Genomic DNA, 15109 nt, shown 5'->3' with positions numbered 1-15109 from the left:
ACCAACAATGACAACAGAGAACAACACGGGCATGGGACCGGACGACATTCTGTCCATCCAGAACCTGTCCCTCAGTTTCCCTACCTTCGACAAGCACACACAGGTGCTGCACGACATCTCCTTCTCCGTGAAACGGGGAGAGAATCTCGCCATTGTAGGCGAGTCCGGCTCGGGCAAGACCGTGACCATGCGCCGCGTCATCCAGCTGCTCAAGCTGGCCCGCACCGACTCCGGCAAGATCCTGCTGCGCGGCAAGTCCGGCAAGGTGCAGGACATCACCAATTTCACCAACGCCGACGCCCGTTCCATCCGCGGCTCGGACATGTCCATGATCTTTCAGGAGCCCATGACCTCGCTCAACCCGCTGTTCACCATCGGGAACCAGTTGGCCGAAGCCGTGCTCCAGCACAATGACATGTCCAAGCAGGGTGCATGGCGACGCGCCATCGACCTGCTGGAGCTGGTCCGCATCCCGGACGCCGAGAAGCGCGCCAACGAGTACCCGCACCAGATGTCCGGCGGCATGCGCCAGCGTGTCATGACCGCCATGGCGCTGGCCTGCAACCCGCAGTTGCTCATCGCGGACGAGCCCACCACCGCTCTCGACGTGACCATTCAGGCCCAGATTCTGGCGCTCATCCGGCAGCTGCAGGAAGAGATCGGCATGGCCGTGGTCTTCATCACCCACGACATGGGTGTGGTGGCCGAATTCGCTGACCGCGCCATCGTCATGTACAAAGGCGAAGTGGTCGAGGAGAATGACGTCAAGACGATCTTCAAGAACCCGCAGCACCCGTACACCAAAGCACTCCTCAGCTCCGTGCCCAAGCTCGGCAGCATGACCGGCACCCAGTTCCCGTCCACCCTGCCCATTCTGGACATGGAGGCGGAGCTGAAAGGTGATCAGGAACGCCCTGTTTCCCAGATCATCGACACGCCCAACTATGATGGCGACCCCATCCTCGAAGTGAACGGCCTGACCACCCGCTTCGTGGTGAAGAAAAACTTTTTCGGCAAGCCCACCCACCGGGTTCACGCCGTAGAGGACGTGGCCTTCAAGCTCTACCCCGGCGAAACGCTGGGCATCGTGGGCGAGTCCGGTTGCGGCAAGTCCACCACTGGCTACTCCATCCTCAAGCTGGAGGAGTCCACCGGGTCCATCAAGTTCCAGGGCGAAGAAATCTCCCAGTACGGCGACAAGCAGATGCAGAAGCTGCGCGAAAACATCCAGCTCATCTTCCAGGATCCGTTCGCCTCCCTGAACCCGCGCCGAACCATCGGCACCTCCATTGCCGAGCCCATGATCATCCATGACCTGTACAAGGGACAGGCGATCGAAGACCGGGTCCACTACCTGCTGGAGCGTGTCGGCATCCCCAAGGCGCACGCCAGCCGTTATCCGCACGAATTCTCGGGCGGCCAGCGTCAGCGCATCGCCATTGCCCGCGCCCTGTCCACCAACCCCAAGGTGGTCATCGCGGACGAAGCCGTTTCCGCACTGGACGTGTCCGTACAGGCCACGGTCCTCAACCTGATGATGGAGCTCCAGAAGGAACTGGGGCTGGCATATATGTTCATCTCCCACGACATGGCAGTCGTGGAACGCGTCAGCCACCGCGTGGCTGTCATGTTCCTTGGTCAGATCGTGGAAATGGGAACCCGCCAGGACATCTTTGAAAATCCGCAGCACGCATACACCAAGCGTCTGCTGGCAGCTGTCCCGGTGGCCGACCCAGAACGCCGCACCGACTTCACCATGCTCAAGGGCGAGATTCCCAGCCCCATCCGCTGCGTGGATGACCTGCCGCCCAAGCTCAGCTACCGCGAGATCAATCCCGGTCATGTGGTGGCCGAGGGCGAATGCGGCGCCATCATTCAACCCTAAGGAAGGTATGCTCCGGTGATGTATCCGGGGCTAATTCATAGAAACCTATGAGGAGAATCAAGATGAAATTTACCCGATTGCTTCCCCTGATGCTCATGGCTCTGCTGATTGCCAGCCCGGCCATGGCAGCAGGAAAGGACGTTGTCTACGCCTGCGATTCCACGGTTAAATCCCTGGATCCGCACAACACGTCCGACACTTACTCCGGCGCCATCGAACGCACCATGCTCCAGGGCCTCATGGGCTTTGACACCGAGCTGAAGATCATTCCGGTGCTGGCCGAGTCCTACACCTTCAACGACGCAGCCACCGAGTTCGTCTTCAAACTGCGCAAGGGCATCAAGTTCCACGACGGTGCCGACTTCAACGCTCAGGCCGTCAAGGCGAACATCGACCGCATGATGACCGGCAAGTACAAGCGTTCCTCCCTGATGAAGCCCGTCAAGGAATGTGTTGTCGTGGATGACTACACCATCAAGTTCACCCTGAAGGAACCCTTCGGTGCCTTTGTTAACGCCATTGCCCACCCCGGCTCCCTGATCGTGTCTCCCAAGGCCATCGAGCAGTACGGCGACGACATTTCCAAGCACCCCGTCGGCACCGGTCCTTACGAGTTCGTAAAATGGGTCTCCGGCAACTACGTGAAGATCAAGCGCAACGACAACTACTGGGGCGAAAAGGTTAAGGTCGACACCGTCACCTTCCGTCCTGTTCCTGAAGGTGGTGCCCGCCTCGCCATGCTGCGCGCCGGTCAGGCCCACTACATCTACCCCATGCCCGCAGAGCTGGCCAAGGTTGCCGAGCGTGACAACAAGATCGAAATCATCCGCCAGCCTTCCATCATCGCCCGCTACCTGATCATGAACACCAAGTTCGAGCCCCTGTCCGACGTTCGCGTCCGTCAGGCCATCAACTACGCCCTGAACAAGGAAGCCATCATCAAGATCGCATGGGGCGGCGCAGGAACCGTGCTGGATTCCATCATCCCGCCGAACCTCCAGTTCTACTCCAAGCAGGGCGCATGGCCTTACGATGTAGAAAAGGCCAAGGCTCTCATGAAAGAAGCCGGTTACGAGAAGGGCTTCAAGGTCACCTTCATGACCCCCAACGCTTCCAACCGCCTCCGCGCCACTGAAATGATCAAGCAGCAGCTTGAAAAGATCAACATCACCGGCGACCTGGTCTCCATGGACGTCGCTTCCTTCTACAACAAGCTGGAATCCAACAAGGCTGACACTGTCGGCAAGGATCCCTTCCTGGCCTTCGGTGGCTGGTCCGCCTCCACCGGTGACGCTGACTGGGGAACCCGTCCGCTGCTGTCCACCGAGGCTGCTCCGCCGGCCATGTCCAACTTCGGTTTCTTCTCTGACAAGGCTACCGACGACATGATCCAGGCCGGTCTGTCCTCCGCAGACCCCAAGGTCCGTGGCGATGCATACGCCAAGCTGCAGGATGAGATCTGGGAAAAGGCTCCCTGGGGCTACCTGTTCGTCGACACCCTGACCGCTGCCAAGAACAAGAAGCTCTCCGGTGTCGTGCCCATGGCCGACGGTGGCTTCAACATGGAAAAAGCTGACCTCCAGTAACGAATAACCAATAAGGATTAGGTTCGTTTTGCTGAAATACTTCATCAAACGACTGATCAACATCATCCCGGTGCTGTTGGTCGTTTCCATCCTGGCCTTTGCCTTTGTGCACATGCTGCCGGGCGATCCCGCGCGCATGATGGCCGGTGACGACGCCGACCCCGCGACGATAGAAATGCTGCGTGAGGAGCTGGGTCTCAACGACCCGCTCCCCATGCAGTACCTGAATTATATGGGCAAGGTCCTGACCGGAGACTTGGGAACAAGTCTCCGGACAGACCTCCCGGTCTACGACGAGATAGCGCTGCGCTATCCCCCCACCATGCACATGGCCATGGCCGGACTCCTGTGGTCCGTCATCTTCGGCGTGTTCTTCGGGGCCATCGCAGCCATCTACAGTGGGAAATGGCAGGACTACACGGCCATGATCGTGTCGGTCTCAGGCATATCAATCCCACAGTTCTGGCTGGGCCTATTGCTCATACAACTTTTCGCAGTCCATCTGGGCTGGCTGCCCGTGGCGGGCTATACCGGCAAGCTGTCGGAACTTGTCCTGCCATCCATCACGCTGGGCGCAATGGTGGCCGCCATCATGGCACGCTTCACCCTGTCCGCGTTCCTCGACGTGCTGGACGAGGAGTATATCTCCACGGCCCGCGCCAAGGGTGTGCGTGAGTCGATGGTCATGTGGAAGCACGCCTTCCGCAACGCCCTGATCCCGGTCATCACCATGATCGGTCTCCAGTTCGGCTTCCTGCTGGGCGGTTCGGTGGTTGTCGAGACGGTCTTTGCATGGCCCGGTCTCGGCCGCTACATGATCGAAGCAGTGGCCGTGCGCGACTATCCCGTGCTTCAGGCTCTGCTCCTGCTCTATTCTTTCCACTTCGTGTTCATCAATCTCGTGGTCGACATGGTCTACGCCGTGATCAACCCGGAAATTCGCTACGACTAAGGGAGCCGACATGGAACCACAGACAACGACTCCCTTCGGGATTTTCTGGCACAAGTTCAAAAAACGAAAAATCGCCATGGTATCGGCGGGCTTCATCGTCATTCTGGTGCTGACCGCCATCTTCGCACCGTGGGTCGCCCCCTATGACCCGTTCGAGGTGGATTACGGCCTCTCCATGATGCCGCCCTCCTGGGAACACTGGTGCGGCACCGACGTCTTTGGCCGCGACATCCTCTCGCGCATCATCTTTGGTACGCGCATCTCCCTGTCCGTAGGCCTTACCTCGGTCATCCTCGGCGCACTGGTAGGCGTGGCCCTCGGTCTCGTGTCCGGCTTCTTCGGCGGCTTCCTCGACGGCCTGATCATGCGCACCTCCGACGTGCTGTTCGCCTTCCCCGGCATCCTGCTGGCCATCGCCATTGTTGCGATCCTCGGCCCCGGTCTGGTGAACGTGGTCGTGGCGGTCTCGGTGTTCAGTATGCCGACATTCGCGCGAATAGTGCGCGGCAGCACGCTGGCCCTCAAGGAGAGCCTGTACGTGAAAGCTGCCAAGAGCACAGGCGCGTCCCGTCGCCGCATCATGTTCGTTCACATCATGCCCGGCACCCTGTCCGGCGTTATCGTGTACTTCACCATGCGCATCGGCACCTCCATCATCACGGCCTCCAGCCTCAGCTTCCTCGGTCTGGGCGCACAGCCGCCGACCCCTGAGTGGGGCGCCATGCTGGCAGAGAGCCGCGACTACATCGGCGTGGCCGACCACATGACCCTGTTCCCGGGCATCGCCATCTTCCTGACCGTGCTCTTTTTCAACCTGCTGGGCGACGGCCTGCGTGCCGCTCTCGACCCCAAGGTAAAGTAACCAACAAATAACGCTTGCGGGATTTGTCCCACACTCTACAAAACGGATATTCAATGAAACCTGTCATCGCCATCGTGCCGAATCTCGAGAAAAGCAAACTCGGCATGATCTGCAACATGGTCACCAAGACCTATACCGACGCCATCATCAAGGGTGGCGCGCTCCCGTTCATCCTGCCTGCCACCATGGATCGCCAGGTGGCGCGCGACATGCTGGCCACCGCTCACGGGGTACTGTTCGTCGGCGGCATGGACGTGGCTCCCTCCCGTTATGGCGAGGAGCCGATCATGGACCTCATGGACGCTGAATCCGAACTGGACGACATCCAGTTCATGATGGCTGAAGAAGCCCTGAACATGGACCTGCCCATCCTCGGCATCTGTCGCGGCGCACAGGTGGTCAACGTGGCCCTTGGCGGCACCCTGCATCAGGATGTCCCGACCGATTTCCCCGAGAGTACGCTGGTGCATCTGCCCGTGCCGCTGGCACCGAGCGCCGGACATGACCACAACGTGGTGGCAGAGGAAGGCTCGGTAGTGTACAAGCTCTTCGGCGAGACCATCCCGGTCAACAGCGTTCACCATCAGTCCATCAAGGAAGTGGGCGAAGGTCTCAGGATCACGGCCCGCGCAACTGATGGCGTTATTGAAGCCGCCGAACACGAATCCCGCCCCGTCATGGTGGTCCAGTGGCATCCCGAGATGATGCTGACCGTCAACGACGACATGCTGCCCCTGTTCGAACACTTCACCGGTGTTTGCGCCGAGCGCATGAACTAATACGGAGAACAACTTGGAAACGACTGCCCGGACTAAGCCCACACGCCTCACCGTCATGACCTTTCAGGAACGGTTGGGTGTCGTGTTGTCCGAGCAGTTGCAGTCCATTTTCGGCCCGGAACTGCACGTCGAACGCTGCCTGTTCGGTCAATTGGACCAGATGGACTTCAACGAGGAAGACCTGCTCTTTGCTCTGCACGAAAGCAGCCTCAACATGGCCCGCAAGCTGCACCCGAACCTCGGCCAGACCATGCGGGGCGAGCGCAGGATCAACCAGTTCCACATGAACCGTATTCTGGCGCTTCCCCCCGGGCAGAAGCTGCTGGTGGTCAACGACTCCCTTTCCAACACCATGGAAGTCCTGAACGAGCTGGACTTTTACGAGCTGTCGCACGAGCTGGTGGCCTTCTCCCCGGAAGAGACACCGCCGGACGACATCGACTGGGTAGTGCACCCTGACGAAGAGACGCTGGTGCCGCCCAAATACGCACAGGTCATCAACCTTGGCACCCGCTGTATCGGCATGTCGTACATTCTCGAGATTTACGACCTGTTCGAGCTGGAGCTGCCTCGCAAGCAACTGGTGGCCAACTATTTCAAGACGCTGGCCCACATGGCCAACAAGCAGCTCGGCCCGGCATCTAACCGATACGTGTCCAACTGGCTGGGCGGCACGCCTGCCAATCAGGAAGACGTGACCTTTGACCTGCTCGTTGCCCACAGCAAGGCCATGCAGGGACTTATTGACCGCGCAAGCCTGATGGCCCGCACCGACTCACCTATTCATATCAGCGGCACCATCGGTTCGGGCAAACGGCGTCTGGCCCAGATGATCCACAATGCCTCCCCGCGCAAAGGGCACCCATTCGGCTCCCTGCATTGCCCTTCCCGTTCCAAAGACATGCTGGAACGCGAATTGTTCGGCTGGGAAGACGAGACCGGCATCTACCCCGGCATCATCGAAGTCAGCCATCTCGGCACCATTTGCCTGGAAGGACTGGAGTCCCTGCCGGTGGACCTGCAGAACCGCCTCATTCAGATCATTCAGGAGCAGCGGGTCGTCCGCCAGCACGGCAAGGTACACATCCCTGTGGACGTGCGCGTCACGGCCACCAGCCATGACGACCTCAACGAGCTGTACAAACGCCGACAGATTTCCCACGAACTCTTCCTGCTGTTGCAGCAGAACCAGTGCACCATCCCGCCCCTATCCAAGCGGCCCGAAGATGTGGAGCAGTTGGCCAACGACTACCTCCGCGCACATTTCTCCGGCCAGAAGGTGCGCCTGACCGCCGACCTCATCGACTTCATGCGCAAGCGCCATTGGGAAGGAGACGAGCAGGAGCTGTTCAATGTCCTTTCGCTCATGGCCTCAAGCCTCAAGCCCGTGCTGGATGTCTCGGATTTGCCGTACCACATCATGAGTGACAGCCGGATCACCGACGCCACTCCGGCCTCTGAAGTAGGAGAACTGGTGGAAAAGATCGAGGAGCACGATTTCCTGCCCGAGATTCTCGCCATCCTGCGCGTCTATCAGGAAGGCAAGCAGGCCAACAGCCGCTACGGTCGTCACACCGTCATCGACCTGCTGGCCGCCAAGGGCGTCACACTCACCATCCAGCAGCTCCGCCTGCGTCTGCAACGCCTCCAGACCCTCGGGTTGATCTCCGCCCGAAAGGGACGTGCCGGCAGCACCATCTCCCGCGCAGGAGAAGATTTCCTTGCGCATTTCCCGGCCGACTAGGCCTCCCGATTCGCCCTATCCCCTGTTCAGCCAGTGTGTTGCCATGGAGTAAACATGACTCATTCCGTTGATTGACATTTTTTAATCAACCGATTAATTGATTCCCCATGACGAAAAAGGAACTCATCTTCCATGCAGCGGCAAAACTCTTTGCCCAAAAGACATTCGACGCCGTGGGAATCCGCGAAATCGCCAACGAGGCTGGCGTGAACAGCGCCATGATCTCTTACTACTTCGGCGGCAAGATCAACCTGCTACGGGACATCTTTGCCGAGTTCTGTCAGCGGGTGAAACAGCAATCTGATGCGAGCATGAACAACGCCAACACCCTGAACGAGTTGACCGAACAAATCGTTCGAAACCTGCTCAAAGATTCCCACGAGCACCCGGACGTCTACCTCGTGGGACTCCGCCAGTTGAACCATGACAGCGAAGAGCTTCAGGACCTGAGAGACGATCTGACCAACTACTGCTGGGCCCAGTTCTCCGAGAATCTTGAACGGTTCGGCATTACCAACCCCGGCGATCTGCAGACCAAGGATATCCGCTTCACCGCCATCATGGGTATGGTGTTCTCCGACCACCTTCTCGGCGGCAACCTGTGCCGGGACAACAAAGAGCTGGCAGAAAGGTACACCGACATCGTCGTCGATATCCTGCAGCGAGGCATCCCCGCTCACTGGACATAATTTTTTTTACCCACAAATTAATCAACCGATTAATTAACTCATTTGAGGAAGCAACTATGAAACGTTTGACTGTTGTGTGTCTGCTTGCCGCCATCACGCTTTTCTCCACGGGCTGCAAAGAAGAAGTAAAGAAAGCCGAAGCCATTCGCCCGGTGCGGGTAGTAGAAATTTCCGGGGCAATGGACAAGGAGTCCCGGACCTTTCCCGGTAAAGTGAAAGCAACGCAGGAGGCGAGCCTTGCCTTCCGTGTTTCCGGTGAAGTGGTCCGCCTTGAAGTGAAGGAAGGCGATCGCGTGGAAAAGGGCCAGCTCATTGCCCAGCTTGACCAGCGCGACTATCTGGCCGCCATTGCCGACTACGAAGCCCGTTTGGTGGGTGCGCGCTCGGTGCTCAAGGAAGCCAGGCTGAATATTGAACGCAACCGCAAGCTGCTGGAAGATAAGATCATCGCCCAGTCCGCCTTTGACACGGCCCAGTCCACCTACGAAACCAGCCGCGCCGAAGTGCTCTCTCTGGAGCAGTCCCTGCGTCGTGCTCGCCTGAACCTGCAGTACACCCGCCTCACCGCGCCCTTCTCCGGCTTCATCGCAACCAAAGACATCTCCAACCACGAATTCATTCAGGCCAAGGAAGAGATCGTCACACTGGCCGACACCTCTGCCCTCGACGTGGTAATGGATGTGCCCGAATCAGTCTGGCTGCGCGGCTTCAACAGCGGCGTTGGAGAGATGCCTGAGGCGCATGTTCGCTTTGAATCCCTGCCCGGCAAGGTCTTTCCTGTCCAAGTGAAAGAATTCCAGACCACGGCCAACTCCGAAACCCAGACCTATCAGGTCACAATGACCATGGATAATACCGAAGACTCTGGCGTGCATCCCGGCATGACCGCCGAGGTCGTGGGCAACATGCCTGACAACGGAGACAATTCCGTGGCTATCCCCTTCTCCTCCGTAGTGGGCGAAGTGGAAGGAAAGAAATTCGTCTGGGTCCTGAACAAGGACAACTCCGTACAGAAACGCGAGATAGAAATCGGCCGCATCATGAAGGACATGTTCCAGGCCTCCAAGGGCGTGCAGCCCGGTGATGTCATCGTCGTGGCAGGCGTCAATTACCTGCGTGAAGGCCAGAAGGTGAAGGTGCTGAAAGGTCGTATCGGAGGCCGCGAATAATGAATCTGGCTGAATTTTCCATCCGAAAAAAGACCATCACGCTGGTGCTGACGGTCTGCCTCCTAATAGGAGGCGCAATCTCCTTCCTTGAAATGTCGCGGTTGGAAGACCCCGAATTTACCATCAAGGAAGCACTCATCGTCACCAACTACCCCGGCGCAACACCTGCCGAGGTGGCCGACGAAGTGACCGACGTCATCGAAAGTGCTGCCCAGCAGCTGGGCCAACTGGAGAAGGTCTCCTCGGTCAACAACCCGGGCCAGTCCATTGTGACCGTTGAAATACAGGACAAATACGACAAGACCACCCTGCCGCAGGTGTGGGATGAGCTCCGCCGCAAGGTCAACGACGCACAAGGGGAACTGCCCCCCGGCGCAGGCCCGTCGTTGGTCATCGATGATTTCGGTGACGTCTACGGCATCCTGCTGGCCATCACTGGCGACGGATACACCACCCGCGACCTTCAGGACTTTGCCGACTACCTGCGCAAACAGCTCCTGCTGGTGGATAACGTGGCCAAGATTACGGTCTGGGGAAGCCAGACCGAGAACGTGTACGTGGAAATATCCCGCGCCCGAATGAGCCGTCTCGGCGTTTCGCTGGATGCGGTCTACACCGCCCTGTCCCAGCAGAATCTCGTTGTCCCGGCGGGCAATGTCCGCGTGGGCCGTGAGTATGTCGAGATTTCACCCACGGGCACGGTTGAATCCGTGGATGCGCTGGGCGACCTGCTCATCAAGGATTCCGCTGGCAATCTCGTCCCGCTGCGCGACCTTGCCGACATCAGTCGAGGCTATACCGACACGCCCGCCCAGATCATGCGCTATGACGGCAATCAATCCGTTGCGCTGGGCATCTCCATGGTCTCCTCGGGCAACGTGGTGGACCTCGGCACCGCCATTGATGCCAAGCTGGCGGAACTGGAAGGCCAGACCCCGGTGGGCATGCACATCAACACGGTGTACTACCAGCCCAAACGCGTCGATGAAGCCGTCACCTCATTCACCGTGAATCTGGGTGAAGCCGTGGCCATCGTCATCGTGGTGCTGCTCCTGTTCATGGGCATGCAGAGCGGCGTCCTCATCGGCGCCATCCTGCTCATCACCATCTGCGGTTCGTTTATCTTCATCAAGATGGCGGGGGTGGCGCTTGAGCGCATATCTCTCGGCGCGCTTATTATCGCGCTGGGTATGCTGGTGGACAACGCCATCGTTGTCGTGGAAGGCCTGCTCATCCGCTATCAGCAGGGCAAGGACCGACTGCAAGCGGCCATCGAAGTGGTGGACCAGAACAAGTGGCCCCTGCTCGGCGCCACCGTCATCGCCATCATGGCCTTTGCCGGCATCGGTTTGAGTGAGGACGCGGTTGGCGAATTCTGCCGTTCCCTGTTCATCGTGCTCTGCATTTCACTGTTCATGAGCTGGATCACGGCGGTGACCGTCACCCCCCTGCTCTGCGACATGTTCCTCAAACCCAAGATCTCGGAAGAAGGCGATCCCTATGGTGGCAAACTGTTCACCATCTATCGCAACTTCCTGACCTTCTGTCTGCACCGGCGCAAGCTCACCGTGGTAGCCCTGCTGGTTATGCTGGCAGCCTCGATCTACGGTTTTGGTTTCGTCAAACAGAGCTTTTTCCCGGCCTCGACCCAGCCCCGCTTCTTCATCCACTACTGGATGCCGCAGGGCACGGATATTCGCGACACCAGCGCAGATCTTGCCGAGATCGAGCAAATGCTCATGGCCGACGAAGAGATCAAATCCGTCACCACTTTTGTGGGACAGGGCGGACCACGCTTCATCCTGACCTACTCGCCAGAGAAGACTAACTCCTCCTATGGCATGCTGCTGGTGGAGGTGGAGGACTACCACCGGATCGACGCCATTCTGTCCAAATATCAGGCGAAGGTCGAAGCGGCCTATCCGGATGCAGAGCCCAAGTTCAAGAAGTTCCGTCTGGGACCGGGACGCGACGCCTCCATCGAAGTACGCTTCAGCGGTCCTGACACCAAAGAGCTTCGCAGACTCTCTCTTGAAGCGCAGGCGATCATGACAGCCAGCGGCAACGCACAGGGCGTGCGCGACAACTGGCGGCAGGAGGTCAAAGTCATCCGGCCCGTCATGTCAGAGACGCCATCCAAGCTGGCAGGCATCACCCGGCCGATGCTGGCCGACGCCATGCGCATGTTCTTTGACGGCACACAGGTGGGCGTCTACCGCGAAGGCGACAAGCTGCTGCCTATCACGGTCCGGCCACCCGAAAATGAACGCGAGGCCGTACAGGAATTGGGCAACATTCAGGTGTTCAGCCCTGTGGCCCAGCGCATGATTCCGGTGGAAGAGGTGGTGTCCGAGTTCCGAACCGACATGGCGTTCGGCACGCTCAAGACCCGCAACCGCCTGTTGACCATCACCGCATCCTGCGACCCGGCATCAGGCCTGCCCTCGGTGTTGTTCAAGGAGCTGAAGCCGCAGATCGAAGCCATCAAGCTGCCTCCAGGCTACGTCCTTGAATGGGGTGGCGAGTACGAAGACTCCACCGACGCCCAGTCCAGCCTGGCCCAATCTCTGCTGCTGCCGACCATCATCATGATTCTGGTCACCATCATGCTGTTCAATAACCTGCGCAACCCGCTCATCATCTGGTTGACCGTGCCGCTGGCCATCATCGGCGTTAGCATCGGCCTGCTGGTGTCCGGTGAGCCCTTCGGCTTCATGGCCCTGCTCGGGTTCCTCAGCCTGTCGGGTATGCTCATCAAGAACGCGGTGGTGCTGCTGGATCAGATCAAAATCGAACTGGAAGACGGGAAATCGCCATACAACGCTGTCGTTGACGCGGCTGTCAGCCGTATCCGTCCGGTCTCCATGGCTGCGGCCACCACCATCCTCGGCATGCTGCCGCTGGTGGCGGATGCCTTCTTCTCTGCCATGGCCGTCACCATCATGTCTGGACTGGCATTCGCCACCGTCCTCACCCTGATCGTGGTGCCGGTACTCTACTCCATGTTCTACAAGGTCAATAACCCCCGATAGTGACCATCCCCCATAGACTCCGGTCCCGCAAACCGGAAAAAGAAAAGGGCCGAGATTGCACACTCGGCCCTTTTTGTTTTTGAGATTATCTCCCTGATACAATCGTTACCCTTCAGCCCCCAGCTTTGCGGAGAGCTTGCGGAACTCGTTACGCATCTCAACGTTTTGAAAAACCATGAGCTCAGGGGTCTGCAGCCCGGACATGCGTTCGAGCATGGCGTTGGCATCGCGCATGAGGGCGATGAGGTTATGCGCCCCCTGCACGGTCTGATACGTATTGAGAGCCGCATCATACTCGTCAGCCACCTTCTCTCGGGCGTCCACGATGCGCTCCCGATTCTTCTTCAGGTAGTCTGCATAGAGATTGGCCGTATCCCGGGTCAATGTCTGAGCCTTGAGGTTGGCCTCGTAAATTTCGCGAAATTTCTCCGGCTCGTCGGAAATCTTGTCCTCGGTTTCATCCATCAGGTCTTCCTGCTTCTCGACAATCTCCTCGATGCGCACAAGGTATACCTCGTCAATCTTGTGCTCATACTGCTGATACAGGTTCAACAGGATACGCAGCAGCAAGGTGTGCATACCGTAGTAGCGCTTTGCCATCTCGATGTTTTCGTTGGCCTCGGACGTGAGTCGCTGCAACTCGGTGGTGATGAGCTTGACGTTGTTGAACACGGAAACCATCTGGACATCATCGGAACCCGTGACTGAGTAGACCAGTGTCTCCACCTGCTCACGGTCGACATTCATGCCGAGCTTGCGCATTTCTGCCAGCAGTTGGTCTACGAGTTCTTCCACCCTGCGGGTATTATCCTTTTCCCGAGCCGTGAGCGATGCGATCTCTTCATCAATGGTGGAAACGTCCTTTTTCCAGAGCTCCCACTTCTCCACCTTCTTGGGTGCGGCCAGACGCTCGGTCTTGAGCTCTGCCACGGTTTCGCGACAATGGCGAGAATCCTTCTGCAACTCCTGAATGGCCGCCTTGATGGTAGCCATGTCGGAGATGCCGAGCACCTCGATGCACTCGTCCAGCAAGTCATTGATGTCGTCGTCCACGCTATCCTTGTCTGCCTCGAACGGATTCCATGACGAGTCCGGGACATTGCCTCGCTGCTCCAACTCGGCCACAGCCTTGGACAGCCTGGGATGAACGTCGCTCCAAATGGCCTCCAGTGAGGACGCGGGCGCGGCCGTGGCCATCAGGGCCACCATGACAAGGGAATACAATAGGGTCTTCATGCGCTCTCCAAAACCGCGCCCGGCAATCCGGGCGCGGCACATTCTCTCAAAGGCTAATCGTCGTCTCCGCCGCCGTCGTCGTAATCGTCTTCATTATCAAGATGTTCATTATGACGGCTGGTACCGCCTCCGCCTCTGCGTCCCTTCTTACGCTTCTTCTTTTTCTTCTTCTTGTTGAATTTGATCACGAAGAAGATGAAGCCAAGCATGATCAACAGGCCAATTAAGCTTTCAAAATCCATTCTCTTCTCTCTCCCATACTTTTGATGTTGATACCCTTACTCTCCCCTTACGGGTCAAGCGATCTAATCGTCATCGCCGTCATCGTAATCATCGTCATCGTCACCACCGCCGCCTCCGCCGCCACGCATTGCTGAGGCCATGCCTCCGGGCACTGCCGTCAACTGCTCGTAGATGGACTGGGTGGGAGCCATCCACACCTTGCCCGCGCCGGAATAGGTCTGGAGCAACCCTTCACCGGAGACCGAGGTAGCCAGCCAGGACTTGCTGGATTTTTCCACGGTGTACTGAACGCTTTCCGAGCGCATGAAGGCAAAGCTGCCGTCCACGGAAAGCTTGCCGCCGCTGAGATCCATGATCTCCACTTCGTCGAGCGGGACGGGCGAAAGCACCACAGCCACGCCGATGCCGGAGATCTTGGTGGAGAAGAACCCCTTGCCACCAAAGAAACCGGCGGACATCTTCTTTTCCTTGTTGATGGCAATGTCGAGCTCGCCGCTGCCTGCGAAGAAGTACCCCTTGTCCACGACCACGCCGCCTTCGAGACCGCCGATGTCGTGCAGGAAGTAGTGCCCGAAGGTCGGCTCGAGATAGACATCACCGGTACCGCAGATCTCATTGACGAAGAAGGTCTCGCCCGTCAGGGTCTTGCGCAGGAGGCCCTTCATCATGCCGCCGCCGCTGCTGGTCTTCATCTCCAGATTGCCCTGCATGAAATAGAGCGCACCCGGCTCCAGGCGAATGGAAGAATTATCCAGACGGATGCGGACCACCTTGGCCTTCATACCCGCCTTGTTGGCGTAATACAGACGTTCCGCCGCAAAGGTGTTCCAGTAGCCCTTGAGTTCCTGCAATTCCAGAATCTCGAACACGGTCCCGTCAGGAGCCGTCTTCGATGCCGTGATGTCGAACTTGCCTTTGAGAGACATATCAAT

The 15109-nt window shown here is 58.4% G+C and carries 12 protein-coding genes; 9 read left to right on the top strand and 3 right to left on the bottom strand.

Annotated features, from left to right (window positions below):
• The first annotated feature begins 7 nt into the window (after window positions 1–7).
• The 9 genes from HFN16_RS10165 (at window position 8) to HFN16_RS10125 (ending at window position 12698) form a co-directional block, all read left to right on the top strand.
• Entirely contained in the window at window positions 8–1885 is a 1878-nt protein-coding gene (locus HFN16_RS10165; RefSeq protein ID WP_247648305.1) for an ABC transporter ATP-binding protein, read from the top strand.
• A gap of 62 nt (window positions 1886–1947) precedes the next feature.
• Window positions 1948–3471 carry a glutathione ABC transporter substrate-binding protein gene (locus tag HFN16_RS10160; protein WP_168890645.1) on the top strand — a complete coding sequence of 508 codons (1524 nt, stop codon included), beginning with the start codon at window positions 1948–1950 and terminating at the stop codon, window positions 3469–3471.
• 28 nt (window positions 3472–3499) lie between these two features.
• Complete coding sequence (locus HFN16_RS10155; RefSeq protein ID WP_168890644.1) at window positions 3500–4423, top strand: ABC transporter permease subunit; 924 nt, start codon at window positions 3500–3502, stop codon at window positions 4421–4423.
• Between the two features lie 10 nt (window positions 4424–4433).
• Window positions 4434–5285 (top strand): ABC transporter permease subunit, encoded by an 852-nt coding sequence (locus HFN16_RS10150; protein WP_168890643.1) that lies wholly within the window; start codon window positions 4434–4436, stop codon window positions 5283–5285.
• Between the two features lie 53 nt (window positions 5286–5338).
• Window positions 5339–6064 carry a gamma-glutamyl-gamma-aminobutyrate hydrolase family protein gene (locus HFN16_RS10145; protein ID WP_168890642.1) on the top strand — a complete coding sequence of 242 codons (726 nt, stop codon included), beginning with the start codon at window positions 5339–5341 and terminating at the stop codon, window positions 6062–6064.
• 13 nt (window positions 6065–6077) lie between these two features.
• Window positions 6078–7808 (top strand): sigma 54-interacting transcriptional regulator, encoded by a 1731-nt coding sequence (locus HFN16_RS10140; protein ID WP_168890641.1) that lies wholly within the window; start codon window positions 6078–6080, stop codon window positions 7806–7808.
• Window positions 7809–7915: 107 nt separating this feature from the next.
• Entirely contained in the window at window positions 7916–8497 is a 582-nt protein-coding gene (locus tag HFN16_RS10135) for a TetR/AcrR family transcriptional regulator (protein ID WP_168890640.1), read from the top strand.
• A 56-nt stretch (window positions 8498–8553) separates the two neighbouring features.
• Window positions 8554–9666 carry an efflux RND transporter periplasmic adaptor subunit gene (locus HFN16_RS10130; protein ID WP_168890639.1) on the top strand — a complete coding sequence of 371 codons (1113 nt, stop codon included), beginning with the start codon at window positions 8554–8556 and terminating at the stop codon, window positions 9664–9666.
• Window positions 9666–12698 (top strand): efflux RND transporter permease subunit, encoded by a 3033-nt coding sequence (locus HFN16_RS10125; RefSeq protein ID WP_168890638.1) that lies wholly within the window; start codon window positions 9666–9668, stop codon window positions 12696–12698. Before HFN16_RS10130 ends, HFN16_RS10125 begins: the two co-directional genes overlap by 1 nt.
• Before the next feature lie 105 nt (window positions 12699–12803).
• Here the strand turns inward: HFN16_RS10125 and HFN16_RS10120 are convergent, their stop codons facing one another.
• From HFN16_RS10120 to HFN16_RS10110, 3 genes are all read right to left on the bottom strand, one after another.
• Window positions 12804–13934, bottom strand: a complete 1131-nt coding sequence (locus HFN16_RS10120) for a hypothetical protein (RefSeq protein WP_168890637.1) — start codon at window positions 13932–13934, stop codon at window positions 12804–12806.
• A 53-nt stretch (window positions 13935–13987) separates the two neighbouring features.
• A complete protein-coding gene (locus HFN16_RS10115; RefSeq protein ID WP_168890636.1) occupies window positions 13988–14176 on the bottom strand; it encodes a hypothetical protein in 189 nt (62 codons plus the stop codon).
• Between the two features lie 63 nt (window positions 14177–14239).
• Window positions 14240–15103: an AIM24 family protein gene (locus HFN16_RS10110; RefSeq protein ID WP_168890635.1), complete on the bottom strand. Its 864-nt coding sequence runs from the start codon at window positions 15101–15103 to the stop codon at window positions 14240–14242.
• Between the last annotated feature and the right edge of the window lie 6 nt (window positions 15104–15109).

This window comes from Pseudodesulfovibrio sp. zrk46 (assembly GCF_012516435.1).
Lineage (GTDB): Bacteria > Desulfobacterota > Desulfovibrionia > Desulfovibrionales > Desulfovibrionaceae > Pseudodesulfovibrio.
Note: the sequence above shows the minus strand (reverse complement) of the source record. Positions and strands in the feature narration are given on the sequence as shown.